We start from the raw sequence: 26,390 nt of genomic DNA on the forward strand, positions 1-26,390 counted from the left end.
TGTTCCACTTATAAAAACCTATCTTTTAGCTAACAGTATTTTTGTACCAGTAACCATAATATAGCCGATACGTACTTCAAATATGCAGTCAATATCCATAATTAATTCATTGTTGTTAAAATTAGGGTGAATTTCCAGCTGCGGATGCCTGGGAGGGGGATTAATAATTTTAAACAGTCTGCTCAATAATACCGTTTTTCCGGCCCAGGCCAAGCCGGTTGTTACACCGGTGACGGCCGCATCTCCCATACCGAATTTTGTGTACCACTTTAAATACCGGCAGTGCACATGACTCAATAAGTATTTAATTATTGGCCAGTAACGATGATACGATTTTTTTTGCCTATTAATTTTATGCTGTATTTTCTTCCAATTAAAAGGTATTTTTAAATTTTTATCTGCATCAGCCACGTCATCTTTTTCATGGGGAATACTCAACAAAGTAGTAACAATTTTTCGCACTGCCGCACCGGAATTTTGGGTGCTGCTGCGAATTTTCAATTCCAAACCGGACATTTTTGTCTGCAGATCTATAACCGGGGTTTCTAATTTAAAGGGCGGCAGTTTCCACAGCCGCATTTCCACAGTTATTAAATTGTCAAGGTTTTTTTGCCGGTAACGAATTCTAATGCGCAGGGGTATAAGGGTAAAGGTGCCCAGCAGTAATATGATTAATAAAACAATTATTAATAATAACTGCATTGGCCGCCCTCCCCAAAATAAGCTATTAACTTATTTTTTCTTATTTACCAATGCTTATACATGGTGAATATTAAAAATCGAGGTGCAAGCACCTCGATTTTTAAGTCTGCCCTGAAAAATGCTGCGGTTTTAATCACCGGCTGCATTATTCCTGCTTAGGCTCCAACAGCACCGAAACAGAAACCCGGCTTATTTCGGTATTGTCTTCGGGATCAATTAAAAAGGCTTCTATAAATCCCTGCTGTTGTTCTGCAGGGGGTGAAAAGGATACTGTTGTTTCAAAGCTTGATTTTGTTACTTCCACCGGCTTTTCTGCCAGCACCTGCCCGGAGGAGTTTTTAACCCGTACACCAACATTACCGTACTTTAGGGCTACCACCCCGGTTACTGTTACCGGGCTGGTAACTGCTTCCGCGGCAGCCGGTTGGGTTATTCTAATGGCCGGGCCCTCGATTATTTCTTTCCTTTTATCCTTGTTTTCTACTTCATTATTTTCTATTTTATTTATCTTTATATTTACTTCATTTTTTCTTTCAACCGGCCCTTCTTCTATCACTTGTTCTTGATTTAGCTGTGCCATTGTGCCCACGCCTGACAATTGAAAGCCCATGGCGTTGGGACTGTTTTCCAAATCAAACTTTGCCACTATGGGTTCTGCCCCGTTATCCGGCCTCTGCCGGTGGGAATATTTTAATTTTACGTTTAACCAGGAATGATTCCGGTCCGGCACCCGGTGTTCAATTTTGTCTATTTCCACAGTGGTTTTTTGATTATTTGCCCCCGGAAAAATAATTACATATCCACTGCCATTAACACTGGCCCAGGTTATATAGTCCTGATCAGACATTGCCCGGGCCATTTTTTTCACCACCGGTGGTGCTTCGTCTAATTTAATGGTTTCAAAGGGAATGCTGGACACTTCCGGTACTATCAAAGTTTCCGGTTTTTGTTCCGGTTTTTTTCCCCCGGTACAAGCACTAACCAGCAGCGCCGGTATCACCAGTAACTGCAGCAAATATTTCACTTTTGAACCCAAAAAAATCCCCCCAGTAATCCTGCTGTTACCTATTTTTCAACCGGGGGGATATATTTATACACAGTACGCCGCACAGTTACAAAGTTTCCAACTGCTCCGCCTCTTGTATAAAACTGTCTAAATCCGGCAGTTCCGATATATCTTTTAATCCGAAGTGTGCTAAAAAGACACTGGTGGTGCCGTACAGCACCGGCTTTCCCGGTGCCTCCCGGCGGCCTTTTTCCTCTACTAACCCCCGCTCCAGCAGTGTGTTTAGACTGCTGTCTGACTTTACACCGCGAATCATTTCCAATTCCGCCCTGGTAACCGGCTGGCGGTAGGCAATGATGGCCAGCGTCTCCAGGGCCGCCCGGGACAGCGTTGTGCTGGACTGCTTTTTGTACAGTCTTTCCACATAGGAGGCAAATTCAGGTTTTGTGGTCAGCTGCCAACCACCGGCCATTTCCACCACCTGCAGCCCCCGGCTGCTGCGCCGGTATTCCTGCTGCAGTTCTGAAAGCAGCTGTAAAGCATCCTCTTCCTCCAGCTCGGCAATGCGGCAGATGCTGGCCAGTGAAATCGGTTCGGGGGTTACAAAAAGCAGTACTTCTATGACACTTTTAGCATGATCACGAAACAGTACCGTCATGTTCGGAGTTATCTCCTTTTGCCGGCAGTATAATTATCTCTGCAAAATGCCCGTTTTGTATCAGTTCTACCTGTCTCAAGCGTAAAAGTTCTAAAATAGCCAAAAAGGTAACTACTATTTCCCCGCGACTGGCGTTTTTAGAAAAAGCAGATGTAAAGGGCATTCCTTTGGGATACAATACTAATTTCCTGGTAACCTGGGCCATTTTATCCTGCACCCTTATTTCCGCCGCCCTTACTTTGGGCGGTTCAACCTTTACCGCCCGTTTCAGCACCTGCCGCAGGGCATCCAACAATTTGGGCATATCAACACCGGCTAACGGCTCGGGGCAGGGCAGCAGGGATTGGTACATTTCTATACTGTTGGGTCTGGTATACACTCTGCCGTGTACCTGCTGGCGTTCTTTTAAAAACACTGCCGCTTCTTTAAATCGCTTGTATTCCAGCAGGCGCTGTACCAGTTCTTCCCGGGGATCCGGGCCCTCTTCTTCCTGCCCTTCGTTATCCGGTTTGGGTTTAGGCAGTAAAGTGCGGGCTTTAATGGCCAGCAGTGTAGAGGCCATCACCAGGAATTCGCTGGTCACTTCTAAATCCAGTTCTTTCATGGTATCCAGGTACTCCAGGTATTGGGCGGTAATGGAGGCAATGGGAATATTTTCAATTTCCAGCTGGTTTTTTTCAATTAGGTGCAGTAACAAATCCAGCGGTCCTTCAAAGGCCGGTAACCGCACGGTATAAGCCATGCCAAATTGACCTCCAAATTAGTTGATCCTACCCTAAAAAAGTTATCCTGCTGAGCCGGCGGCTTTTCATCCTCTGCTGATGCTGTTTGCAGCACAAAGAGTGCTTAAATACCTACCGCTTCCCGTACCTGTTCCATTGTTTTTTCCGCTGCCTCCCGGGCCGCTTTGGCACCTTCGGCCAAGACGTCCTCCAAGTAGCTCCGGTTATTTAAAATTTTGTTTCGTCTTTCTCTCAAGGGAGCCTGCTGCTCCTCCAGGGCCTGGGCCAGTCGTTTTTTACACTGCACGCAGCCAATTGCACCTTTGCGGCACTGCTCCCTGATGTCTTCGTGCTCTGCAGCAGCATAGATACCATGGTACTTGTCCACCACACAGACATCGGGGTTGCCCGGGTCGGTTTTGCGAATCCGGTTTGGATCGGTAACCATGGCGTTAACCTGCTTTTTAATTTCTTCCTGCTCCGCAGCCAGTGAGATTACGTTTAGATAACTCTTGCTCATTTTCCGCCCGTCTACCCCGGGAAGCAGTTTCACTTTGGACAGCAAAGCCTGGGGTTCAGGGAATACCTGCCGGTCATACATATAGTTAAAACGGCGGGCTATTTCCCGGCACAGTTCTAAATGGGGCAGCTGGTCTTCGCCCACCGGCACTGCATCGGCCCGGTACACCAAAATGTCTGCGGCCTGGAGCAGTGGATAACCTAAAAATCCATAGGTGTTGATGTCTTTGCCCATTTTACCCAACTGCTGTACCTGGTCTTTGTAAGTGGGCACCCGTTCCAACCAGGACAGCGGTGTAATCATAGAAAACATCAGATGCAGTTCCGCATGCTGGGGAACATGGGACTGCACAAAAATAGTGCTTTTTTCCGGATCCAGCCCGGCTGCCAGCCAATCCACCAGCATTTCTTTGATGTTGTCTTTAATGGATTCAGTTTCTTGGAATGAGGTGGTTAAAGCATGCCAGTCCACAATGGTGTAATAACAATCGTACTCTTCCTGCAGGCGCACCCAGTTTTCCAGCACACTCAAGTGTCCAATATGCAGTCTGCCGGTGGGACGCATGCCGCTTAAAATTACGTCTTTAGCCATATCCGGTCTCCTTTCTAATATAAAAATATGCTGTTGCTGAAATACACGATGTCATTCATCAAACTTAAAATGGGACTGATAATTGTCCACAATATGGGGCTTAATATTCCGGTAAATAACAACAGCAGTAATATAATTGTACCGTACTGTTCCATATAATCCAACCAACGCTGTTCACCGGGCAGTATGCCGGCTAAAATTTTACTGCCGTCCAGCGGGGGCACCGGCAGCAGATTAAAAACTGCCAGCACCACATTAATAGTAATAATGTTCTTCATGATTTCTATCAGCGGTACAGAATTAAAGGTAGCCGCCAAGCCAAACAGCAGCGAAGCAGTGATGGCTATTATCATATTGGTGGCCGGGCCAGCTATGGATACCAGCATTAAACTGCGTCTCATGCTGCCCGTTAATCTATAGGGCGTTACAGGCACCGGTTTAGCCCAGCCGAAACCGGCAAAAAACAGCATTAACAGCCCAATGGGATCCACATGGGAAATGGGGTTAATGGTTAACCGACCCATGTACCGGGCGGTGGGATCTCCCAGTTTATCCGCCGCCCAAGCATGGGCATATTCATGGAATGTCAGGCCGATAACTACGGCCGGCAGCATTATACCAATTTCGTAAGGGGTGGGAAAATTAAACACAGGATTGTTCCCCTTTCTGCAATTTATACATACATTGTTCCGCCAGTTTCAGTTCATCTTCCCTGGTTTTAACCAAACCATCCAACCTGGCCTGCCATACCGCGTCCAGCGCTTTGCGAAACAGCGGTCCCGGTTTAAAGCCCATGGCCTTAAGGTCTTTGCCGTTGATAGTGGGTTTATTGCTGCGTACCGCTTCCATCACCTTGCGGAAGCGCTGAATGGCCACTCTATCCTCCATCAGGGCTAAAAACATGGGGTATGCTTCCCGGGGCAGTACCTGCAGTATACGGGCCAGCTGAGAAATTTTCATGTTTTCCGGCGACGAAAGATCTCTCAAAGCATTCCGCCAGTGCTTTATGGTGTCCTGCACCTTTTCTGTCTGCCGCCGCCCCAGCGTATATCTTTCACAAACCCTGGTGGCTGTTTGCACATCATTCCAATGCAGTATGGCTATAAAATAAACGAGCCATTTTTCAGCCGGTTCATCCCAGCCCCAGTTGCGCAGCACCATCAATGCCTGGGGTATCTCTTCCAACACCGGCTGTACCTCCCAGTAGGTCACTTCAGGGAAAATCTGTTCCCAAAGTCCCAGCTCCCACAGGCGGTGCAGCACGTCAGCCGGTTCCGGTTCATTTAAAATTATTTTCATTTCGTACCAAATCCGTTCATTAGACACCCTGGTAATCAACTGCTCGTGCACCGCTTCCTCCAGCAGGCGCAGCGTTTGGGGGTCCATGTGCATTTGGTAGCGCTGTTCAAAACGCACGGCCCTTAAAAGCCGGGTGGGATCTTCTACAAAACTCAAATTGTGCAGCACCCTGACGATACCGGCATACAAATCTTCCCGGCCGCCAAAAAAGTCCACCAGTTCACCAAAGGTGCCCGGGTTTAACGAAATGGCCATGGCGTTGATGGTAAAGTCCCGCCGGTACAAATCATGCTTGAGGGATGATGTCTCCACAGTGGGCAGTGCCGCCGGGTATTCGTAAAATTCCACCCGGGCGGTGGCCAAATCTATCCAGGAACCGTTCTTTAAGGAAACCTCGGCGGTGCCGAACTTTTCATAGGTCCGCACTTTGCCGCCCAGTTTTTCCCCCAGCGCCCTGGCCAGAGTAATGGCATCACCCTCCACTATTAAATCAACATCCAGGTTTTCTACGTTTAATATAATATCCCTCACTATGCCGCCGCCGGCATAAACTTTATAACCATACTGCTGGGCCAATTCACCAACCAGGTACAGTATTTCCATAATATTTTCAGGCAGAACCCTTTTCATCATGTTTTTATAACGCACATGGTTGGAAGAACCCTTATTAAACATGGTGTAATAGCGGCCCTGGAAATCTCCGTGTAAGGTGCGCAGCACATCACTGCGTGACACTATACCTACCACCCTGCCGTTTTCAACCACCGGCAGGCGGCCGATGTCAAACTCAATCATCATATCCTGCACCTGGGATAGAGGTGCATCAGGAGTGGTGGTATGAACATTTACATTCATATAGGCTTTAACCGGTGCATGGCCCAAGCCGTGGTGCATGGCTTTTTCCACATCCCTGCGGGATATAACTCCCACCAATTCCAACCCCCGTACCACCGGCAGCCCGGTATGGCCATAACGCAGCATAACCTGGTTGGCTTCTTCAATTTTAGTTTCAGGATATACCGTTTTAACCGGGCTGGACATAATGTCCCGGGCGGTCATCATGGGGCGTACTTTCTGTTTGATTATCTCCAGCAGTTCTGCCTTTAAATCATTTATCGCCAAACCCTTTATGCTGGCCGAAGCAGCAGCAACGTGGCCACCGCCGCCAAAGCTGGCCATTATTTCACGGCAGTTTACTTCCGGCACCGAAGCCCGGGACACCACGTGTATCCGGTCTTCCATTTCCACCGCCACAAAAACGGCATCTGCCTGGTCTATTTCCGACAGCTTATGGGTTAACAGCGCCAGCCCGTCGATAAATTCCCCGGTATCGGCACTGGCTATCAGCACTTTTACACCATTAATATTATGCCGCTGGGAAGATACCAGCAGCTTTTTCAACAGTGACTGCTGTTCTTGGGTAAGGGGGCGCCCTAAAAACTCTGACACCACGCTTAAGTTAGCACCTTTGTCCAGCAGGTAGGCCACAGCTTCCACATCCCGGGGAGTGGTGCTGGCAAAGACCATACAGCCGGTATCATCATAAATGCCCAGAGCTAAGATGGTGGCTTCTAAAGGGGTAATGGGTATATTTTTCCCCCTTATCCGTTCCACCAACAGCGTTGTCGCTGCTCCCAGGGGTTCAAGCACAAAGGTTTTATGATTTAAATTACACTCTGTGGCCGGGTGGTGATCATATACATGTACCTCCACCTTAGGATCTTCCATCAGCTTGGCCAGCTTACCTATGCGCTTGGGATTGTGGTTGTCAACAACAATCAGCCGGCGGACTTTCTTTAAATCTACCAGTTTGAGCGGCTTTATTTTCAGCATATCCTTGTGTAAAGCTAAAAACTCTTCTACATTGCGGGAAATTTTCCCCGGAAATACTATATCTGCACCGGGATACAACTTTTGAGCCGCCACCATAGCCGCCAGGCCGTCAAAATCTGTATTTGTGTGGGTGGTAATTATATCCATATAAAAACCTACCTCTCCCATTTTGCAATACATTACATTATAGCATAATAAAGGTAAGAAAAAAAGCACCCGTACAGGGTGCTGCAGGAAAGCTCGTTATCTTGCACTGGCAATATTTAATACTTTTTTCCTCAATCTATCGGGCAGCAAATCATTGCGCAGAAGGTCAGCATAGGTTTCCCGCCTGATTATCAAGTCTACCCTGCCGTTATTAACCAGTACCATGGCCGGCCGGGGCAAACGATTGTAATTGCTGGACATAGAGTAAGTGTACGCCCCGGTGGCGGCAACTGCCAAAATGTCCCCCGGTTGAACCCTGGGCAGGGGCAAATCCCAGTTCAACATATCCCCGGATTCACAGCACCTCCCGGCAACAGAAACAATCTCCGCTGGCTTTTCATTCATGCGGTTTGCCGTATAGGCTTCATATTTAGCCCGGTATAACGCCGGGCGGGGATTATCACCCATACTGCCGTCAACGGCAACATACTTGCGCACACCGGGAATGTCCTTCACAGAACCAACCCGGTACAGTGTAATACCGGCAGGCCCGGCAATGGATCGTCCCGGTTCCACCATTACCTTGGGCATTGGCAGGTTGAATTTTTCCGCCTGTTTTTTTACTGTATTCATTACAATATCAGCATATTCCTTTATTGACTGGGGCTTATCACCATGATAATAATAAATGCCTAAACCGCCACCCAGGTCTAACTGGGATGCTTTAAAGCCGGTTTCCTTTTGTACCTCACTGATAAATTCCATCATCACTGCAGCGGCATGGGCATAGGATTCCAGTTCAAAAATTTGCGAGCCGATATGACAGTGGAAACCCCGAAGTTCAATATTTTCCAGTTCCAGGGCCCGTTTCACCCCTTCCATTGCCTGGCCGTTTTCCACCACCAATCCAAATTTAGAATCAATATGCCCGGTCTTAATATACTCATGGGTGTGTGCTTCCACACCGGGGGTTAACCGCAGCAGTATTTTAACTTTTGCGCGCAGTTCACCGGCTATTTTATTCAGCAGTTCCAGCTCGTAAATGCTGTCAACTATTATACGGGCCACTTTATGTTCTAAAGCCATCTGAATTTCTTCAGCTGTTTTATTATTACCGTGGAAATATACCCGGTTCATTGGAAAATTAGCTTTAATTGCGGTATACAGCTCACCACCGGAGACAACATCTAAACTTAAACCTTCTTCATCAATCATCCGGCAAACTGCCAGGGTCAGCAGTGATTTACCGGCATAAATAACTTCCGCCCCGTACTGCTGGGTAAAGGCATGGTAGAAATTTTTACAATTTTGGCGAAAGTGCTCTTCATCCAGCACATATAAGGGTGTGCCATAATCTTGGGCCAGTTCTACGGTATCACAGCCGCCGATTTCTAAATGCCCTTTATCGTTAACTTTCATAGTACCATAAAGCTTCATCAGTTAGACCCCCTCAAAGAAATATTACGCTCACAAGGTACTAAGTTGTGCATTGGAAGCAGACATATAACCCATGAAAATATTGGCATAAATACAAAAACGACCCAAGGGCAGGTATCCATTGGACCGTTACTGATCTAAGAATACCTCTCCTACCAATGTGATAGCGCTCCACACAGCAGTTAAAACTGTGTGACAGTCCGGCACCTGTTCGAATACCGGCCCAGCCCAGCAGATACGGTATACTGCAGGACTTCGGCGGACGGCCCTTTCTTCCCGCATCATCAAACCGCTTCTCCTCGAGAGTACTATTGCCTGCCCGCACCTCTACCCCACCCGTGGTAAAGAGAGATGAGGTACCTGTTATTTAATTTTTATTGGACCTAATTATATTTGATTTGCCGCCCTATTTCAACCGCATAAGCTATTAAATATTGTATACTTGAAGCACCAGGTAAAAATACCTAATTTGTCGTCTGCATTGCAGAATTAACATCTACTTTATGGTATTTTAAATTATGTATTCCCTTAACATCATCTTCGTACTTCCCGGGTTCTCCCCCCGGGCTTTTTTAAAGAAAAACCCCGGCCACCTTTTTGACAGCGGTGTGCCGGGGTTTTTATTCCCTGATAGTGCCGTAAAGCGGCATGAATGTCTATACTAACTAATCTGAACTTGTTCCCTGGCCAGTGCATTACTCCACCTGCCGCACCTGTCTCCCCAGCGGGCTATCACTGTGCCCTCTTCGCTGATTTCAATTACCTCACACATGTTAGGACACCCGCTGCATTCAAAGCTGCCGGTGCTGAAATTCATATCGGCTACTCTAAAACCTTTAAACCTGGTAGCATTACCTTTGGCCGCCGCTTCTTTGGCCAGCAGTGCAGCACCCAAAGCGCCCATCACATTATAATAGCGGGGAATGTTAATTTTTAATCCCAGCTCCTTTTCAAAGGCTTTCCTCATGCCAATGTTGGCCGCCACTCCGCCCTGGAATACCACCGGTTCCAGTATTTCCTTGCCTTTACCTACATTGTTCAAATAGTTTCTCACCAGTGCCTCGCACAATCCCGCCAGTATATCGGGAAGTTCAAAACCCATCTGCTGCTTGTGAATCATATCCGATTCGGCAAATACCGCGCAGCGACCGGCTATGCGCACCGGGGTACGGGCTTTTAAAGCCAAAGCACCAAATTCCTCTATGGGGATATTTAAGCGGCCGGCCTGCTGATCCAAAAACGAGCCGGTGCCGGCGGCACATACGGTGTTCATGGCAAAGTCTGCCACCACTCCTTTGCGCAGGATAATTATTTTAGAATCCTGGCCCCCTATTTCCAATACCGTCTGCACACCGGGCACCTGCTGCAGTGCCGCCACTGCATGGGCGGTTATTTCGTTCTTTACCACATCGGCCCCCACCATTACAGCACTTAAATGCCTGGCGCTGCCGGTGGTACCCACACCTTTTATAACGGTGCTGGCCGGCAGACTTTCAGCCAGCTTCTTCAGTCCCAGCTGCAGGGTTTTTACCGGTTGCCCCTGGGTACGCAGGTAAATGCTTTCCAGCACATGATTATCTTCATTCATAAAAACTATGTTCGTACTTACCGATCCCACATCAATTCCCAAATAACCTGTCACCTTTTGAAAACGCCTCCTAAATTTTATGTATTTATACCGCACAGCAGTTTATTTGATATGTAATCCCGGCAGCAGTCCGCCGGAAGCTCAATTTTCACTTTGCATTCTTCATTGTGTACCCCCGGTTCTGCCTTCGTTCCAGCAGATCTACAAAGGCTTCCAACCTGGTGACCATTCCCGCTTCCCCGGTATGCTCATCCATAATCAGCGTCATCACCGGTATGTCGTTGGCCGCCGATACCTTTGGCAGGATGCTTTCCGCCACTATTTCCGGCATACAGGTGAAGGGAAACACTTGAATCACCCCTGCGTAGCCCTGCCGGGCATACACGGGAATACTGCCCACCGTTTCCAAACCATGGCCGCCCACAAAATGATTTAAATAGGGGGCCGCGCTGCGGCAGTACTCTTTGGTACTGCGTATACCCTTTAAAAGTCCCATAAACAGGTGGTCATTAATCCATTCACTTAAGTAAATGGAACGATCCACTTCCACCGCCAGGCGTCCCAAGTGACGTTCAATATTAAGGTTGGCAAAGGGTTCCAGCAGGGTAAATATTTCACCGGTTAAAGCGACCTTAATTACCGGGCGGCGGGAATCTACGGCCACGTCATTCATTATTTCTTTACCCCGCACTTCCGCCAGTTTTAATTCCTGCATATTACCGGCCCGGTCTATTTCTTTCAATGCCTCAGCCAGTGCCCGGTCGGTTTCTCCCGTTACCAACTCCCGGGGGCGAATTTTAAAAGACATTAATTCAACTTCATCCACCGCCCGGCTTTTTAAATACCCGTATTTAATGGCCTGAATAACTTTCCACCAAGACTTTTTACCGGTGATTTGTCTAACCCGGGATGTCAGCTCGGTAATGTGCTTTTCCGGCGGTTCCAATACCACCAGGTTATACTTATAACCCAGATCCTGTAATATAGAGTGCTCAATTTGGGCGTAATAACCAAAGCGGCAGGGGCCGCACCCACCGGCCATCATTATGGTATCCGCACCCAACTCACTGGCCTCTATTAAATTGCCCAGATTAAGTTTCAGCGGCATACAGGCAAACTCGGGACTGTATTTTGCTCCCAATGTAAGGGTGCGCTTGCTGGATGCAGGCGGCAAAATAACTTCGATATCCAGAAACTCCAGCATCCCTTTAACGCAGATATACAGGTTGCCCATATGGGGAAAAGTAACTTTCATTATTTACCTCCAGTAATGTTATTTTAAGCACTGCCTAACCCGGCTGCCTGTTGGGACTTTTTCCAGCGCACCATATCCAAAAAGGCTTCTATTCTGGTTACCACCCCTGCTTCACCGGTATGCTCATCCAAAGTAAGGTTTAAAAACGGCGTCTGCCCGGCTTTTCTGCTGCTGCGTGCTATCAATTCACCGGTCATGGAATCAGGGCCGCAGGCAAAGGCAACAATGTTAATGATGCCATCAATATTATTGTCCTTTACAAAACTATAGCCAGCACCAACCATACGCTGACCCAGAGTCCAGAAAAGTTTTTTGGGCAGGTTTGCTGCTTCCCGGCGCACCACTTCTTCTGGCAGCTGATCGGCAGTCACCACCCGGGCACCCATACTGTTTAAGCGCTTAATGATATTCATGCTTATGTACGGGTCGTAAATGTTGTAGGGATGTCCTATAACAGCTATTTTTAAATCATGGCTGTTTAATTTGCTCTGTTTCTGTTTGCCTTCCATAACTGCAAAGGCTTCCTCCGGCAGGCAGCCTTCCAAAAGCAGCTGATTGTACCTTTTTAGGGCTTTTTCTCCCCGGCGGTAAGCCTGCCATATTTTAACCCGGTTGCCGGTAAATAATTTTCCCACCTGTGTATAGGCTTTACTTAATTCCCGGTGTTTTAACCTCATATTTATGGTTACATCAATAATTTCGGGCAGACCCGTCAAGCTGTGTTTAACCATATCGGGAAATCCTAAAAATTTGGGGCATATGTATTCCCCTTTGGCAACACTGACCAGGCGGGGAATAAAAATATAATCAACTTTTTTAGCCGCCAGATTCAAAACGTGGCCAAAGGCCAGCTTTACCGGCAGGCAGGCTTCGTCCACACAATGGCTCAGCCCGTCGTTTAAAATGGCTTTGTTGGTTTTATCCGAAATTATCACTTCACAGCCCAGTGTTTTGAAAAATTCCTTCCACAGGGGATAATAGTAGTAATATAGCAATGCTCTGGGTATACCAACCCCGGCAGGCATGCATATCCCTCCAAACACAGTTTTTTGTTAGTATGAACATTTTGGCGCAATAATATGCCCGCAACAGATATAAAAAAGTAGAATAAATCCCCGTTTGGTTTGATTAAACGGGGATTTATTCTACCCTGATTCCTTCGCCGGCCAAACTTAGCGCTCGGCCTGTCCGTTCCGGCAGGGTTCCCGGCATATTCGCCCTCCATGGCTCACAAAACGGCACGGAAAATGTTATCTTTATTTGCGTTTCTTACGCTCCTCAGGCTTTCTTGCCGGTTCCGGAGCAGCCTGATTTGTTCCCTGGCGTATTGCTTCTTTAGGCTTTAAGATACTGGGCCTGGTATTTTGCATGGACACAGGTGTGCGTACAAAAATTGTTTTTAGGTATTGGAAATTCAGCGGTATTACCGGCCACAGGTAGGGTACGCCGAAAGATTTGGTGTTGGCCAGGTATGCAAACACAGCCAGGGTAGCAATTATTAAGCCCGGCAGACGGAATATCGCCACCGCCAGCAGTAAAAACAAACGCACCAGGCGGTTGGCCCAGGATAATTCGAAACTGGGGGTTAAGAACACCCCTACCATTGACACCGCTGTATACATAATCACCTCGGCAGTAAATAAACCGACCTGGGTGGCCATATCTCCAATCAGCAGCGCGGCAATGATACCCAATGACGTGGCCAGCGGGGTGGGCGTGTGAATGGCCGCCATTCTTATCCAGTCCACCGCTACCTCAGCAATTAAAAACTGTCCTATTAACGGTATTTTCCCCGGCTCGTTCGGCCCGATAAACCTTAAATCCGGGGGCAGCAGTTCCGGCTGAAGGGCAAATAACAGCCACACAGGCAGTAAAAATATTGAAGTGAAAATACCAAGATACCTGGCCCACCGGACATAGACACCCACCGCTGGATTCTGCCTGAATTCTTCAGCATGCTGCATGTGATCCCACAGGGTAACCGGTGCGATGATTACACTGGGAGATGTATCCACCATCACCAGCACCCGTCCTTCTAACAGGTGTGCTGCAGCTACATCGGGACGCTCGGTGTAGCGTACTTTGGGAAAGGGATTCCAGTAGCTGCCCGGGGTAATTAATTCTTCCACAGCCTTTTCCGCCATGGGCAGTCCATCAATATTAATTGATTTTATCCGTTCTTTGATCCGCTCCACCGTTTCCTCATTGGCCACATCTTCTATGTAGGCAATGATAATATCCGTTTTAGAACGAATACTGCTCTGCATCACTTCAAAACGCAGCCTGGGATCTCGAATACGGCGGCGGAGCAGGGCGGTATTGAGCAGCACTGTTTCCACAAAGCCGTCCCGGGAACCGCGAACCACCTTTTCCAAGTCCGGCTCCTGGGGCTGCCGCCCGGGGTAATTACGAACATCAATTACCAGGGCCTGATCTTCACCATCTATCACCAGCGCCAGCGGCCCAGACATAACATTGTTAATAATGGTGGTAAGTTTGCTTTCTTTCTGTACCTGAATGTGGTTGATGTGCTCGTTAAGCAGCTTTTCCAGGGTATGCACCGAAATATCCTGCCGGTCCAATTCATCAAGGTTATGTAAAATCATGGTCATAATATCTTCTTTAACCATGCCGTTAACATAGTACAGTGCTATTTTTTTCTTTCCGGCAATGGTCATTTTGCGGCATATTAAATCGTAACTTTTTCCCACACCCAGGGCTTCATTCAGTGTATCAATGTTTTTATCTATATGTTTTGTCAGTTTTGCCTCATCGGGTATTGTCACTTTTCCCAAAATATCCACTCCTGTTCAATACTTCTTGTAAGGCTTTAGTAGTAATTGGGGCACCGCAGTTGGCATCATCTTCCCCGCACATTTTGCCTATATCCCCAATACCCACAACTACCGGCAGTTTTATTTCCCGCAGTATTTCAACGGTGTCCCCGTGCAGGCCGGTACTGCCATCAACACAGCAAAAACCATTTTTATCCACCGGCCCGTTAACCAGTACTCCCTGGTTGGTGACAGATTGATCAATTAAAACCCCTTTCACTCCACCGGTATTTGAAGCCACTGCCAGAACACCCAGCACTTCTATATCGGGATGCTGGACAATATAGCGCATGGCGCTTTCACCTGGCCCCTCTCCCTGAAACCCCCTGTCATCCACCATTACCACCACCGGGTCATGGGGAGCCTTGATGATTTGATCCACCAGCTGTTCTCCCGTTAACCGGGTGGGATTTCCCCACGAGCAGGATATGCAGCGGGCACCAATATTTTTAGCAGCCACTTCCACTGCTTCTTTGGCAATCCGGTCCCCGTCGGTAACAAGAATAACCTTTTTTTTATCCGCCAATCCCATACCCCCAAATATTTATAAATAAGTTATCTTCATATTGGCACTGTATCTAACCAGCTTTCCATTTTCCACTTTGGCTTTTAAACTGGTAATTTCCACCCCGGTAATATTATCAAAACTTTTACCGGCTTCAGTTATGGCGTTTTGCACTGCCAAACGCCAGCTGTCCGGTGATTCGCCGGTAAGTTCAATTATGTATGCCTGCTTCACTGCCTTAACTGCCTCCTTTGTTTTGGCTTATCAATTCATAGCTATTATTTGTTCTGCGGTGGTTTTTATACAGGGTATGTGGGGTTAAGTATCCTCCAGCATCATTAGCGGCACACATAAAAAACGGGATGAATAATTACATCATCCCGCTTTAACTGTCGTTAGACGCCAGTTGTTTTAGTTTTTTTAAGGCCTGTCTTTCCAGTCGCGATACCTGCACCTGGGATATATTCAATCTTTGAGCCACTTCTGATTGGGTTAGGTCTTCAAAAAAGCGCCACAGGATAATTTTTCGATCCCGCTCGGGAAGTTTTATCAGCAGTTCCTTTATTGCCAGTGTATCCAGCCAGGGATTTTCCCCATCCTCTTCACTGCTCAGCTGGTCTAATATAAATATCGGGTCGCCGTCATCCTGGTGCAGTGTTTCATATATTGAAGTGGGAGTTTGGGCTGCTTCCATGGCTGTAACCACTTCTTCCCTTCTGCAGCCCAGCTCGTCGGCAATTTCCCCCACCGATGGTTCCCGCCCCAACTTGGCGGTAAGCTGTTCCTTCACCATTTGAATACGGTACGCTGCTTCTTTTAATGACCTGCTCACCTTTACGGGACTGTCATCCCGCAAAAAACGCCTGATTTCCCCCACAATCATCGGTACAGCATAGGTGGAAAATTTTACATCATAACTTAAATCAAACTTATCTATTGCTTTCATTAAACCAATGGTACCGATTTGAAAGAGATCCTCCATTTCATAACCACGGTTTTGAAAGCGCTGCACCAAGTTAAAAACAAGTTTTAGGTTGCAGTTTACCAATCTGTCCCGGGCTTCGGTATCTCCCGATTGAGCTCTCTTTATTAATGCCCGCATTTCTTCATCTTTGAGCAGGGGAAAACGGGGTAGGTTCATTTCCAGCAGTCTTCCGCTCATTTAATACCCGCCTTAATGCTCCGGATTTGCAGCAGCAGAGTTTACTTTTTTAAACATTACCACTGTGGTGCCTTTGCCCGGGGCTGAATCCACCTGAAACTCATCCATAAAGGACTGCATAAATACAAAGCCAAGCCCCATTCTTTCGGGATCGGTGGAATATGTAGGTTCCATGGCCCGGGCTATATCTTCTATGCCCTTTCCCTTGTCTTCTACCCGTATTTCCATACCTGCATCGGTCAGTGAAACCGTTAATTCAATAATTTGCTGATGGTCATTCTCATAGCCATGCACAATGGCATTTGTTATCGCCTCGGACAGGGCAACTTTTATTTCTTCCAGATCGTTCAGCGTATAATCCAGTTGAGAGGCAAAGGCAGCTACCGTTACCCGGGCAAAGGCTACATTTTCAGCTATACTTTTAAATTGTAACTTGAATTGATTAATTAGTTTCAAGGCTTCTGTTTTCCTCCTTAGTCAATTTTAGCCAGTGCCTCTGTTTCATCGCTGTACTCAGTGATAATACTCAGCAGCCCGGATAGTTCTAATATCCGTTTTACCTGGGGCTGGGGATTAACCAGCGCCATTTTCCCGCCGTATTGAGAGATACGTTTATACCGCCCTAACATTACTCCCAAACCGGTGCTGTCAATATATGTAACGCTGCTGAGGTTAAAGATGATATGTCTGGCCTCTGAAGAATCAAGGGCATCATCCAATTCCCTTCTTATTTTATCGGCAGCACCCAGGTCAAATTCCCCGGCTAATCTTACCACCAGGGTATTGGCATCTACTTCAAAATTCCACTGCATAAGCATCCCCCAATTTTTACCATTAATATTTTATAATGTTTTCTATTAATGAGCGGTTTTTCCTGCCCTGGATCGCTACAATAAATGTCGAAATACAAAAAAATGGCAGGCTTACCTAAGTCCTGCACAAGCCCGCCACTGCGTTTTAAAGCCACCTGCTTTTTTACTGCCTGATGGTGCCGTACCCGGCACGGGTATCTACCCTGAAAAGGTTATCTTACTAAGCCCCGGCATCATTTATTCATACTATATACCTTATTCATCACTTTGCCCATCAACCGGAAAGGTGATGCTTTGGCCACACCGGCTGCGGCAACCAGGTTTACCTTTTTTAATTCTTTTCCGTCCTTTACCACTGTATACTCACCCACAACCTGCCCCTTTTCAACCGGCGCCACCAATCTAGGGGTTAATTTAATCTTTCCTTTGATGTCCTTATCCCCGCCCCGGGGAACCACCACGGAAACCTGTTCAGCTGTTACCACATCAATACTGTCTACCATGCCCTTTTCCACCGCTGCGGTTTTTATTTTTTCCGCTTTTTTAGCCAGTACCACTGCCTGGTAGCGGGCAAATCCAAAGTTAAACAGCTTAATGGTTTCTTGGAAGTGGGTTTTCGGCTGCGGGCAGCCCAGTACAACTGAAATCAGCCTGAGGTTATCCCTTTCCGCCGAGGCAGCCAAGCAGTATTTGGCTTCACTGGTCCAGCCGGTTTTTCCCGCATCACAGCCCCGGTACCACTTGAGAAGTTTGTTGGTATTCCATAATTTAAATTCACCATCTCGCAGATCGTATTCATAAATACCGGAAACTTTTCTAAACAGCGGATATTTAAGGGCTTCTCTCAGAATTACCGCCATGTCTGCCGCACTGGTGTAATGGTTTTCAGCCGGTAAACCGGTGGGATTGGTAAAATGGGTGTTGTTAAGCCCCAATTCTTCAGCCTTATCATTCATCATTTGCACAAAGGCTTCTTCACTGCCGGCAATGTGCTCCGCCACCGCCACACTGGCATCATTTGCCGACCCCGTGGCAATGGCAATCATCATTTCTTGGAAAGTAAACTCTTCACCCGGTTCCAAATATATTTGCGAACCGCCCATGCCCGCAGCGTGTTCGCTTGCCGTTATCACATCATTTAATTTCACTTCACCCTTTGCTTCGGCTTCACAGGCCAGCAGCATGGTCATAAGTTTGGTTACGCTGGCCATGGGCAGTCTTTTGTCCGCATTCTTACTGAACATTACCTGCCCGGAATGATAGTCCAGTAATATAGCTGCTTCAGCGCTGGTTTCCAGGGCAGGTTTCTTATCTTCCGCCAACTTTTCGGGCCCGGCCCAGGCAGCGGAAATTAATAAGCCAAACAGCAGCGTTAAGGTTACAAGCATTGATGTTGCTTTTTTTAACATTAATTTTACCCCCTTGGAAATATACATTTCTATTGACAATATTATGGTACAGGGGGACAAACTTAATGTTTAGTACATTTTGGATATTAAACAGTTATTACTGCCCGGTTACCAACCCGTGGATAATATTCCTGGGCTCGGGCTGCCGGGCACCTATGGTATAGGTTTTTAACAGCATCTCTTTGGCCTGGGGCATCCTGCTTGAATCATTGGTGTACAGAGTGGCCAGCGGTTCCCCGGTTTGCACTTTATCACCGATTTTTTTATGTAATATCAAACCGGCGGCATGATCAATTTTATCTTCTTTGGCAGCCCGGCCTGCTCCCAACTGCATGGCCACTTTACCCACTTCATCGGCAGCAATGGCCTGTACATAACCGTCATCCCCGGCCAATACCTGCTCTTGATATTTGGCCTGGGGAAGTTTACCCGGGTCGTCCACAACACCGGCATCACCGTTCTGGGCAGTGATAAATTCTCTCATTTTTTCCAATGCCGCACCGCTGTCCACCAGCTGCTGCAGGTGTTTTTTCCCTTCTTCCACATTGGGAACCACCCCGGCCATGGCAATCATTTGAGCACCCAGCTCCAAGCACAGGGTATACAAATCCCGGGGGCCCCTGCCCTTCAGCGTGTCAATGGCTTCAGCCACTTCCACGGCATTGCCCACCGCAAAACCCAGGGGCTGATCCATATCGGTGACCAAAGCCACGGTATTCCGGCCCACACTATTCCCGATTTCCACCATGGTGCGGGCCAGTTTAAAGGCATCGTCAATATTGCGCATGAAAGCACCACTGCCCACTTTGACATCCAAAACAATGGATTCCGCCCCTGCCGCTATTTTTTTGCTCATAATGCTGGAACTGATCAGAGAAATATCGTCCACCGTGGCGGTAACATCCCGCAGGGCATAAAACTTTTTATCAGCTGGAGCCAGTTCCCCGGTTTGGGCCACTACGGCCACTTTCACTTTCTCTAACTGTTGGAAGAACTGCTGTTGAGTTAATGATACATTAAAGCCCCGGATGGATTCCAGTTTATCGATGGTTCCCCCGGTATGGCCCAATCCCCGCCCGGACATCTTGGCCACCGGTACCCCCGCCGCAGCAACCATGGGAGCCAGCACCAGCGTTGTTTTATCCCCCACACCCCCGGTGCTGTGCTTGTCCACTTTGGGGCCGGGTACTTTACTTAAATCTAACTTCTCCCCGGAGTTCACCATAGACATGGTTAAATCTACCGTTTCCCTGGCGGAAAGTTTTTGAAAATAAACGGCCATTAACCAGGCAGCAATTTGATAATCCGGAATTATACCCCTGGTATAACCCTGAACAATAAAGTCAATTTCTTCAGCGGACAATTCCTCACCCTGCCGTTTTTTCATTATCAGGTCGTACATGCGCATTTATTTTCCCCCCTTTAATACTTTACCGGCAAAACCGGTGCCCACTGTAAAGGGAACGTTAAAAATTTCTGCTATGGTTGCCGCCACATCGGAAAAGGTGCTGCGCACTCCCAGGTTAACCCCACCCCGTACCCGGGGACCATAAACCAAGAGCGGTACATATTCCCGGGAATGGTCCGTACTCTCGGTGGTGGGGTCGCACCCGTGATCTGCAGTTATTATGAGAATATCGTCGTCATTTAATGCATTTATAATTTCCGGCAGCTGGGCATCAAATTCTTCCAATGCTTTGGCATAACCCTGGGGGTCGTTGCGGTGGCCGTACATTTGGTCGTATTCCACCAGGTTGGTAAAGATTAATCCCCTGTTGTCACCGCGCATGTACTCTATGGTTTTGTGCACCCCGTCCATATTGCTTTTGGTGCGCACGTAATCAGTTATTCCCCGTCCGGCAAATATATCCACTATTTTTCCCACTGCCATAACATCAATATTGTTTTCTGTAAGCACATCCAGTATTGTTGTTTTTACAGGCGGTAAGGAATAATCATGGCGGTTGGCAGTGCGTTTAAAACTGCCGGGTTGACCCAGGAATGGACGGGCAATTACCCTACCCACCGCCAGGTCACCGGTGAGCATTTCCCGGGCAATTTTACAAAAATGGTACAACTGATCCAGCGGGATTATTTCTTCATGGGCCGCAATTTGAAACACACTGTCCGCGGAAGTGTAAACAATTGGTTTACCCGTTTCCATATGCTGCCGGCCCAATTCTTCAATAATTTTAGTTCCGGACGCAGGTTTGTTGCCCAGTATTTCCCTGCCGATGCGTTTTTGGTATTGTTCAATAAAGGAAGCGGGAAAACCATTGGGAAAAACCGGAAAAGGCTCGTCCAATATGACCCCGGATAATTCCCAGTGCCCGGTGGTGGTATCTTTTCCCGGTGATTTCTCACCCATCTTGCCATAGGCCCCGGCAGGGCTGGCGGCCGGCGGAACTCCGTCAATTTCGGCAATGTTGCCCAGGCCTAAATTGGCCATGTTGGGTAAATTAAGCCCGCCCACTGCTTTGGCCGTGTTGGCCAGGGTGTTGCTGCCGCTGTCGCCGTATTCTGCAGCATCTGGCAGTTCGCCAATACCCACACTATCCAGTACAATTAATATAACGCGGTTGATGTTGTATTGAGTCATTTATAATACACTCCTTAAATCTATAATAGTCTACATCCCCTGATGGTGCCGCAAGGGAGCATGAATGCCTGCCTTGAAAGGCGTATCCCGCTGTACTGCCGGGTACTCACGCCCTGGGATGTGTTTGGGAATATACTTCTTTTAACCTGCTCTTGGTTAGGTGCGTATAAATCTGTGTGGTGGTTATATCAGAGTGTCCCAGCATTTCCTGTACCGAGCGCAAATCGGCACCGTTTTCCAGCAGGTGCGTGGCAAATGAGTGCCGCAGGGTATGCGGTGTAATTGATTTACCTATGCCGCCCTTACGGGCATATTTTTTTATGATTTTCCAAAAACCCTGGCGGGTTAATCTTTTCCCGTGATGATTAACAAACAGTGCTTTTTCTTCTTTTTTATTCTTGGTTAGTTTTATCCTTCCCCTAGTCAAGTATACTTCCACATACTTTGCGGCCACCGAACCCAGGGGAACGATCCTTTCCTTTGACCCTTTGCCGAAACAGCGTACAAATCCCATTTCTAAGTTAACATCTTCTAGGTTTAATGACACCAGCTCCGATACTCTTATCCCGGTAGCATAAAGCAGTTCTAACATTGCTTTATCCCGCTGTCCCGCCGGTTGATCCAGCTGCGGTTGTTCCAGCAGCGTTTCCACTTCTTGGAATGTTAATACCTGGGGCAGTCGCTGGCTCAGCCGGGGTGATTCTAAATTTGCAGCGGGGTCTTCACTAATTAAATCTTCACTGAGCATAAAGCGGTACAGCGCCTTTAACGCCGCCAACCGGCGGGAAATGGTGGCCGGTGCCCGGCCCTGCTTTTGCAGATGCATTAAATAACCAATAATGCTGCTTTTAGAGGTGTTCTCCAGCCCGGTCACGCCCTGCTGACGTAGATAGGCGGTATACTGCTCTAAATCCATTTGGTACGATAACAATGTATTTTTAGACAGCCCTCTTTCCACCGATAAATAATGTATAAAAGAGTTAATTATTTTCTCCACCCGGCAACCCCCTTAAAAAAAGAAATAGTCCTGTTGACAGACTATTTCCACATAAAATGCTTAAAATCCTCTGTTATCTTTTTACTGGCCGCGGTGATATGCTTTTAATTTCTCTAACAGTTTATCCAGGGTATTTTTATGTTCCTCCCGGTCTGTGATAACCTCCTGTTCCACTTTTATGGAACTGCCACCGGGATACCGGTTGTTTAACTCTTTAGAAATGCCGGCAGATTTAATGGTATTTATCAGTTGAGCAACTAAAACAATCAGTATTGCCAATGCAAACAGCATGCGCAGTACCTGTATTACTCTGTATCTTAATTTTTTGGCCACTATAATAATCATGATACCCCTCCATTATCTACCCTGTTAATACCGCAGCAGAAGTTTTTATTAACCAGGGCGTGAAATATGCCTCTACAAATCCCGCTCCCACCGCCGCCGCGGCAGCAATGAGCATTAACAAATTATACCCTAGAAAACTAGGCCAAACAGCCAGCTGCGTATTAAAGTACCTCTTTACCAGCAGCACCGAAAACGACAGTGATGCCACCGCGGCCATAAGTAAAGCAGGTATATAAAATAGATTTTGAGGCAAAATGGATACCACTGCCAGCAGCGTGCCCTGCCAGGCCTTTTGTTTGGTTAAAAAACCAACGGCAAACCCCAGTACAAACCCCCTGAAAAAAAGCAGTGCCAATACCATGGGAATACCTAACACCGTTAAACCCATCAGGTACACAGCCAGCACAACAATTAAATTGTTCATTATACTGGATTTAACCGCCCGCTGGGAATCTATATTGATGGTGGCTGCTTGTTCAATAAAAGTATCTAAATATGAACCCAGTTTGTTCACTTGATCATTATCAAGATAATCAACAGCTAATATACCCAATGTGCAGCCAAAGCCAAAAAACAGCAGCACTATCAGCAGGTATAACCAGTGGGCACGAAGTGAGGCCAGCCACATTTTCTGAATATTGGACATAACAACGCCCCCTGTGCATAATAACCTGTCCATACATGTTATGCACGGGGGCGTGGTTATAGAACCTCAAGCTTGTCCCATAATTATGAGCTTTACCAGGTACTCTGCCGCCAGTATGTCTTCCAGTGAGTTGGCGGTGGCAGCCACCACTGTGATGCCGGTATTTAAATCTCTGGCCGCGGCCAGTGCCCTCCGGGCCCCTTCCCTGGCGGGGGTAACTCCTTTTTTTTGCATGGTTCTGGCCACCGTGGCGGTTAACACCGCCGGAGCACCGGCGGTAACAGCAGCGTCGTAGGCCACCCCACCGGTTCCGGTGGCAGCCACCAAAACCCGTCCTTTTAAATCCGCCAGCTTGGCCGTTTCGGCCCCCAGGTTTGGCAGTACAGCCCCTACCCGGGCCCCGGATTTTTTTATGCCGCTAACCACCTTTGACACGGTGTTTAACCTTTCAGAATCACTGCCCACTCTGGGTTCGGCCACTAAAACTATATCGGTACCGGCCTCAACGGCCCGCCTACCGGCAATTTCCCCTATATTTTGAGGATTTATCTGCACCGGGCAGCGGGCATTATCCGGCGCCGCACCGTATACCGCCAGCGCACCGGCATCCAGTGCTGCTTCACAGGTGGTAGACATGTCGATAACATCTACAATCACCACCACCTGGCCGTTTTGGGCAGCAGCCGCTGCACCGCTGGCGTTAACAGTTAAGTTAACCGTCGCTGCCATTTGATTTCAACAACCTTTCTGGTCATAACTTTTGCTGCTTGTTCATATACTGGAACATATCCAGTGAAAGGAGCTTTAAGTTATGAATTTAACTGAAGTATATGTTTACCGTAACGGCCTCTTTATCATTGGCAAAGTAAGGGATGTGCGTAAGCTGCTGGCTGAATATGCCGGCAGTTATGATACAGTTTACGAACTAATAAAAACCCGGCTGAATTGAGGTTGTTCATTTATTTAAAAACCGGGCCGCCACAACTCCCGCTGCCCCTGCCGCCAGGAAAAATTCCCGGTCCTGTTCTATGGTGCGGCCCATGGTGGTCACATTTATCCCGGCCTCCCTTAATGCTTCGATGGCGGGGGTGGCATCCACTTCTATTATGTCATGCTTTTCACTGATACCGCTGGTCTTTAACTGCTGCTCAACCAGAGCTTTTTTTTCACCTTCCAACCGGGGCAGGGCCACAGTACACCTGGCCAGGGCCACATCACCCAAAGCGGTGCCTGTGTGATGGCTGAGCCCTCTGTGGCGTTCCCGCCGGTCGGCAAAGCTGATGCGGGGTACAGCCACCGCCCGTCCCCCCAGGGTGTGAACGGCATTTACCACCTGGCCTTGTTCCAGGCCGGTGTAGCCGTATTTAGAACCTGTACCCACAATACCCGGTCCCATGGCCACCACTGCCACGTCAGCCTTGGCCACCGCCTTGGCGGCCAGAAGGGCACTGTATATGTTTACAGCTTCTAAATCTCCACCAAAGGCATGACCGCAGGTTATGGTATGATGAATGATCTTTTTTTCTTTCAGCAGCTTTACCATGCTGCTCAAAGCAATGGGCAGGGCCGCCCCGTCAGTCATAATATAGGCCACCCGCCAGCGCCCCCGTCCTAACCTGTGCAGGGCCGCGGCAGCGGCGGGGAGCATGCTGTGCAGTGTGGCCGCCACCACCGGCATTCCCTCCAGTGAAGTGATTTGTTTCATCACTTGAGAATAAGGGCTGTCATCCTCTTCCACCGACAGCACTTTAACCTGGCAGGGGGTATACCTGAGTTTCATAATATGCCCCGCCTCCGGCGGGTCTGTACTTTGCTGGTTCAAATTGGCCATTACAAAATGGCTGCCGCCGGTACCCAGTTTTTTATGCACGGCGGTGGTATTGAGCACCACCGTATCCCCAACCTGAACCGTTCCGGTGAGGTGATCATAATTAACCGCCCTTTGATGCCGGCCGTCTACATTAACCAGTATTTCAGTGATTTCCGGCCTTTGAGCCAGTATTTTCACCACCTCACCCTGCCTAATGCGAATCAAAACAACCCCTCCAAGGTTTATTTATTTGCAGCCTTTACTATTTCTGTAACATATTCGGCCATTTTGCACAGGTCTTCCACTTTAATACTTTCTTCGGTGGTGTGAACCTTATTCATGGCTATACCCAGGTTGGCACAGGCAAAACCTTTACCGTTGAAGATATTGGCATCACTGCCGCCCCCGGTACCGGTCAACACCGGTTTCAGCCCCAGGGTTTCGGCTGCTTCCACCGCCAGCTGCACCACCCGGTCATCGGCACTTAAATTAATTGTATGGTATTGTTTTTCCACATCTATTTTGATTTCTGCTCCCGCTGCCTCTGCTTCCTGCTGCAGCACCTGGCACATGTGTTTTGTCTGCGCCTCTAATTTTTCCAGGCTCAAGCTGCGGGCTTCCCCTTCCAAATAAATGTTATCCGGCACGATATTGGTGGCTTTTCCTCCCCGGATAATGCCGATGTTGGCGGTGGTTTCTTCATCAATTCGGCCCAGTTTCATTTTGGCAATGGCCCGGGAGGCCACCTGAATAGCGTTAATACCGTCTTCCGGGCACTGACCGGCGTGGGCAGCTTTACCCTTGATGGTGGCTACAATGGAGTTTTGAGCCGGCGCAGTAATTATTATCGTGCCCGGTTCACCGTCACTGTCCAGCACGTAGCCCATTTTGGCCTTTATTTTACTGTAATCAAGGGCTTTGGAGCCTTTAAGGCCTCCTTCTTCCCAAATGGTAAAAATCACCTCTAAACCGCCATGCTCTATATTATTTTCTTTAATGGTTCTCACTGCTTCCAATATGGCGGCAATTCCGGCTTTATCATCGGCTCCCAGTACCGTTTCACCCTGGGAAGTAATAACCCCGTCTTTTATCACCGGATTAATATTCCGCCCGGGCTCCACTGTATCCATATGGGCACATAAAAACAGCACCGGTCCCTTACCGCTACCGGGCAGCGCAGCAATTAAGTTACCGGCAGAGGCCCCCACCTGGCCGCCGGCATTATCCTCATATACCTCAAACCCCAGATCAGTTAACTTCCTTTTCAGCACCCGGGCTATTTCCCTTTCATGCCCCGATGGACTGTCAATTTTCACCAGTTCTAAGAATTCTTCCACTACTCGTTCCCGGTTAATCAAAAAATATCACCCCTGTAAAAGTTTACTAATCAATAATAACATAACCATATTTACTTCCGGGTATTAAAAGCTGATTTTATAACAGTGTATAGGAAAATGTTAGCATTTATTAAACTGCAATTCAATTATTTTTACACCAGTGGAACTTTTTATAT

27 protein-coding genes and 1 riboswitch are annotated in these 26,390 nt (G+C 47.8%); of the genes, 1 reads left to right on the top strand and 26 read right to left on the bottom strand.

Going from position 1 to position 26,390, the window contains the following annotated elements; all coding sequences use genetic code 11:
• Positions 1-18: 18 nt before the first annotated feature.
• From JOC37_RS05195 to JOC37_RS05310, 24 genes are all read right to left on the bottom strand, one after another.
• Positions 19-702, bottom strand: a complete 684-nt coding sequence (locus JOC37_RS05195; protein ID WP_204616840.1) for a DUF2953 domain-containing protein — start codon at positions 700-702, stop codon at positions 19-21.
• A gap of 145 nt (positions 703-847) precedes the next feature.
• On the bottom strand, positions 848-1,738 hold the full coding sequence (locus tag JOC37_RS05200) for a Gmad2 immunoglobulin-like domain-containing protein (RefSeq protein ID WP_204616842.1): 891 nt from the start codon (positions 1,736-1,738) through the stop codon (positions 848-850).
• Positions 1,739-1,814: 76 nt separating this feature from the next.
• Positions 1,815-2,366: an SMC-Scp complex subunit ScpB gene (gene scpB, locus JOC37_RS05205; protein WP_204616844.1), complete on the bottom strand. Its 552-nt coding sequence runs from the start codon at positions 2,364-2,366 to the stop codon at positions 1,815-1,817.
• A complete protein-coding gene (locus JOC37_RS05210; RefSeq protein ID WP_204616846.1) occupies positions 2,347-3,108 on the bottom strand; it encodes a segregation and condensation protein A in 762 nt (253 codons plus the stop codon). The genes scpB and JOC37_RS05210 overlap by 20 nt, the downstream gene beginning before the upstream one ends.
• A gap of 104 nt (positions 3,109-3,212) precedes the next feature.
• Positions 3,213-4,199 (bottom strand): tryptophan--tRNA ligase, encoded by a 987-nt coding sequence (gene trpS, locus JOC37_RS05215; RefSeq protein WP_204616848.1) that lies wholly within the window; start codon positions 4,197-4,199, stop codon positions 3,213-3,215.
• Between the two features lie 14 nt (positions 4,200-4,213).
• On the bottom strand, positions 4,214-4,849 hold the full coding sequence (locus JOC37_RS05220; RefSeq protein ID WP_204616849.1) for a site-2 protease family protein: 636 nt from the start codon (positions 4,847-4,849) through the stop codon (positions 4,214-4,216).
• Positions 4,842-7,478 (bottom strand): CBS domain-containing protein, encoded by a 2,637-nt coding sequence (locus JOC37_RS05225; RefSeq protein ID WP_204616850.1) that lies wholly within the window; start codon positions 7,476-7,478, stop codon positions 4,842-4,844. Before JOC37_RS05225 ends, JOC37_RS05220 begins: the two co-directional genes overlap by 8 nt.
• 96 nt (positions 7,479-7,574) lie before the next feature.
• Complete coding sequence (gene lysA / locus JOC37_RS05230; RefSeq protein WP_204616851.1) at positions 7,575-8,915, bottom strand: diaminopimelate decarboxylase; 1,341 nt, start codon at positions 8,913-8,915, stop codon at positions 7,575-7,577.
• 156 nt (positions 8,916-9,071) lie between these two features.
• A riboswitch (Lysine riboswitch) is annotated at positions 9,072-9,253 on the bottom strand.
• 323 nt (positions 9,254-9,576) lie between these two features.
• Entirely contained in the window at positions 9,577-10,557 is a 981-nt protein-coding gene (locus tag JOC37_RS05235) for an acyl-CoA dehydratase activase (protein ID WP_204616852.1), read from the bottom strand.
• Between the two features lie 94 nt (positions 10,558-10,651).
• Positions 10,652-11,758 carry a CoA protein activase gene (locus JOC37_RS05240; protein WP_204616853.1) on the bottom strand — a complete coding sequence of 369 codons (1,107 nt, stop codon included), beginning with the start codon at positions 11,756-11,758 and terminating at the stop codon, positions 10,652-10,654.
• 23 nt (positions 11,759-11,781) lie between these two features.
• Positions 11,782-12,783: an acyl-CoA dehydratase activase-related protein gene (locus JOC37_RS05245; RefSeq protein ID WP_204616854.1), complete on the bottom strand. Its 1,002-nt coding sequence runs from the start codon at positions 12,781-12,783 to the stop codon at positions 11,782-11,784.
• A 231-nt stretch (positions 12,784-13,014) separates the two neighbouring features.
• On the bottom strand, positions 13,015-14,553 hold the full coding sequence (locus tag JOC37_RS05250; protein ID WP_207754915.1) for a spore germination protein: 1,539 nt from the start codon (positions 14,551-14,553) through the stop codon (positions 13,015-13,017).
• The gene (gene spoVAEA, locus JOC37_RS05255) at positions 14,528-15,124 is read right to left on the bottom strand and encodes a stage V sporulation protein SpoVABEA (protein ID WP_274380920.1); all 597 of its coding nucleotides are present in this window, start codon (positions 15,122-15,124) and stop codon (positions 14,528-14,530) included. The genes JOC37_RS05250 and spoVAEA overlap by 26 nt, the downstream gene beginning before the upstream one ends.
• A gap of 12 nt (positions 15,125-15,136) precedes the next feature.
• Positions 15,137-15,331 (bottom strand): dodecin family protein, encoded by a 195-nt coding sequence (locus JOC37_RS05260; RefSeq protein WP_338017341.1) that lies wholly within the window; start codon positions 15,329-15,331, stop codon positions 15,137-15,139.
• 151 nt (positions 15,332-15,482) lie between these two features.
• The gene (gene sigF, locus JOC37_RS05265) at positions 15,483-16,259 is read right to left on the bottom strand and encodes an RNA polymerase sporulation sigma factor SigF (protein ID WP_204616856.1); all 777 of its coding nucleotides are present in this window, start codon (positions 16,257-16,259) and stop codon (positions 15,483-15,485) included.
• Between the two features lie 12 nt (positions 16,260-16,271).
• Complete coding sequence (spoIIAB, locus tag JOC37_RS05270; RefSeq protein ID WP_204616857.1) at positions 16,272-16,715, bottom strand: anti-sigma F factor; 444 nt, start codon at positions 16,713-16,715, stop codon at positions 16,272-16,274.
• A gap of 17 nt (positions 16,716-16,732) precedes the next feature.
• A complete protein-coding gene (gene spoIIAA, locus JOC37_RS05275) occupies positions 16,733-17,071 on the bottom strand; it encodes an anti-sigma F factor antagonist (RefSeq protein WP_204616858.1) in 339 nt (112 codons plus the stop codon).
• Positions 17,072-17,304: 233 nt separating this feature from the next.
• Positions 17,305-18,480: a D-alanyl-D-alanine carboxypeptidase family protein gene (locus tag JOC37_RS05280; protein WP_204616859.1), complete on the bottom strand. Its 1,176-nt coding sequence runs from the start codon at positions 18,478-18,480 to the stop codon at positions 17,305-17,307.
• 97 nt (positions 18,481-18,577) lie between these two features.
• Complete coding sequence (locus tag JOC37_RS05285; protein WP_204616860.1) at positions 18,578-19,888, bottom strand: pyrimidine-nucleoside phosphorylase; 1,311 nt, start codon at positions 19,886-19,888, stop codon at positions 18,578-18,580.
• A complete protein-coding gene (locus JOC37_RS05290; RefSeq protein WP_204616861.1) occupies positions 19,889-21,079 on the bottom strand; it encodes a phosphopentomutase in 1,191 nt (396 codons plus the stop codon).
• A gap of 106 nt (positions 21,080-21,185) precedes the next feature.
• Entirely contained in the window at positions 21,186-22,076 is an 891-nt protein-coding gene (gene xerD, locus JOC37_RS05295; protein ID WP_204616862.1) for a site-specific tyrosine recombinase XerD, read from the bottom strand.
• 81 nt (positions 22,077-22,157) lie between these two features.
• Positions 22,158-22,421, bottom strand: coding sequence for a hypothetical protein (locus JOC37_RS05300; protein ID WP_204616863.1), 264 nt, complete (start codon positions 22,419-22,421; stop codon positions 22,158-22,160).
• 16 nt (positions 22,422-22,437) lie between these two features.
• Positions 22,438-23,067 (bottom strand): stage II sporulation protein M, encoded by a 630-nt coding sequence (gene spoIIM / locus JOC37_RS05305; RefSeq protein ID WP_204616864.1) that lies wholly within the window; start codon positions 23,065-23,067, stop codon positions 22,438-22,440.
• A 66-nt stretch (positions 23,068-23,133) separates the two neighbouring features.
• Positions 23,134-23,796 (bottom strand): hypothetical protein, encoded by a 663-nt coding sequence (locus JOC37_RS05310; RefSeq protein WP_204616865.1) that lies wholly within the window; start codon positions 23,794-23,796, stop codon positions 23,134-23,136.
• 82 nt (positions 23,797-23,878) lie between these two features.
• Between JOC37_RS05310 and mciZ the strand changes: the two genes are divergently transcribed.
• The gene (mciZ, locus tag JOC37_RS05315) at positions 23,879-24,016 is read left to right on the top strand and encodes a Z-ring formation inhibitor MciZ (protein WP_204616866.1); all 138 of its coding nucleotides are present in this window, start codon (positions 23,879-23,881) and stop codon (positions 24,014-24,016) included.
• Between the two features lie 6 nt (positions 24,017-24,022).
• Here the strand turns inward: mciZ and JOC37_RS05320 are convergent, their stop codons facing one another.
• Complete coding sequence (locus JOC37_RS05320) at positions 24,023-25,102, bottom strand: DUF3866 family protein (protein ID WP_204616867.1); 1,080 nt, start codon at positions 25,100-25,102, stop codon at positions 24,023-24,025.
• A 17-nt stretch (positions 25,103-25,119) separates the two neighbouring features.
• The gene (locus JOC37_RS05325; RefSeq protein ID WP_204616868.1) at positions 25,120-26,235 is read right to left on the bottom strand and encodes a M20/M25/M40 family metallo-hydrolase; all 1,116 of its coding nucleotides are present in this window, start codon (positions 26,233-26,235) and stop codon (positions 25,120-25,122) included.
• Positions 26,236-26,390 lie beyond the last annotated feature (155 nt).

Source organism: Desulforadius tongensis, from assembly GCF_016907915.1.
GTDB classification, from domain to species: domain Bacteria; phylum Bacillota; class Desulfotomaculia; order Desulfotomaculales; family Desulfohalotomaculaceae; genus Desulforadius; species Desulforadius tongensis.

Bases quoted from the DNA above. Each gene is read 5' to 3' on its own strand.
- JOC37_RS05300 (WP_204616863.1), bottom strand. From the start codon at position 22,421: ATGATTATTATAGTGGCCAAAAAATTAAGATACAGAGTAATACAGGTA.
- JOC37_RS05285 (WP_204616860.1), bottom strand. From the start codon at position 19,888: ATGCGCATGTACGACCTGATAATGAAAAAACGGCAGGGTGAGGAATTG.
- scpB (WP_204616844.1), bottom strand. From the start codon at position 2,366: ATGACGGTACTGTTTCGTGATCATGCTAAAAGTGTCATAGAAGTACTG.
- JOC37_RS05280 (WP_204616859.1), bottom strand. From the start codon at position 18,480: ATGTTAAAAAAAGCAACATCAATGCTTGTAACCTTAACGCTGCTGTTT.
- trpS (WP_204616848.1), bottom strand. From the start codon at position 4,199: ATGGCTAAAGACGTAATTTTAAGCGGCATGCGTCCCACCGGCAGACTG.
- JOC37_RS05245 (WP_204616854.1), bottom strand. From the start codon at position 12,783: ATGCCTGCCGGGGTTGGTATACCCAGAGCATTGCTATATTACTACTAT.
- JOC37_RS05210 (WP_204616846.1), bottom strand. From the start codon at position 3,108: ATGGCTTATACCGTGCGGTTACCGGCCTTTGAAGGACCGCTGGATTTG.
- JOC37_RS05310 (WP_204616865.1), bottom strand. From the start codon at position 23,796: ATGGCAGCGACGGTTAACTTAACTGTTAACGCCAGCGGTGCAGCGGCT.
- spoIIAA (WP_204616858.1), bottom strand. From the start codon at position 17,071: ATGCAGTGGAATTTTGAAGTAGATGCCAATACCCTGGTGGTAAGATTA.
- JOC37_RS05225 (WP_204616850.1), bottom strand. From the start codon at position 7,478: ATGGATATAATTACCACCCACACAAATACAGATTTTGACGGCCTGGCG.
- spoVAEA (WP_274380920.1), bottom strand. From the start codon at position 15,124: ATGGGATTGGCGGATAAAAAAAAGGTTATTCTTGTTACCGACGGGGAC.
- JOC37_RS05195 (WP_204616840.1), bottom strand. From the start codon at position 702: ATGCAGTTATTATTAATAATTGTTTTATTAATCATATTACTGCTGGGC.
- spoIIM (WP_204616864.1), bottom strand. From the start codon at position 23,067: ATGTCCAATATTCAGAAAATGTGGCTGGCCTCACTTCGTGCCCACTGG.
- JOC37_RS05290 (WP_204616861.1), bottom strand. From the start codon at position 21,079: ATGACTCAATACAACATCAACCGCGTTATATTAATTGTACTGGATAGT.
- JOC37_RS05240 (WP_204616853.1), bottom strand. From the start codon at position 11,758: ATGAAAGTTACTTTTCCCCATATGGGCAACCTGTATATCTGCGTTAAA.
- lysA (WP_204616851.1), bottom strand. From the start codon at position 8,915: ATGAAGCTTTATGGTACTATGAAAGTTAACGATAAAGGGCATTTAGAA.
- sigF (WP_204616856.1), bottom strand. From the start codon at position 16,259: ATGAGCGGAAGACTGCTGGAAATGAACCTACCCCGTTTTCCCCTGCTC.
- mciZ (WP_204616866.1), top strand. From the start codon at position 23,879: ATGAATTTAACTGAAGTATATGTTTACCGTAACGGCCTCTTTATCATT.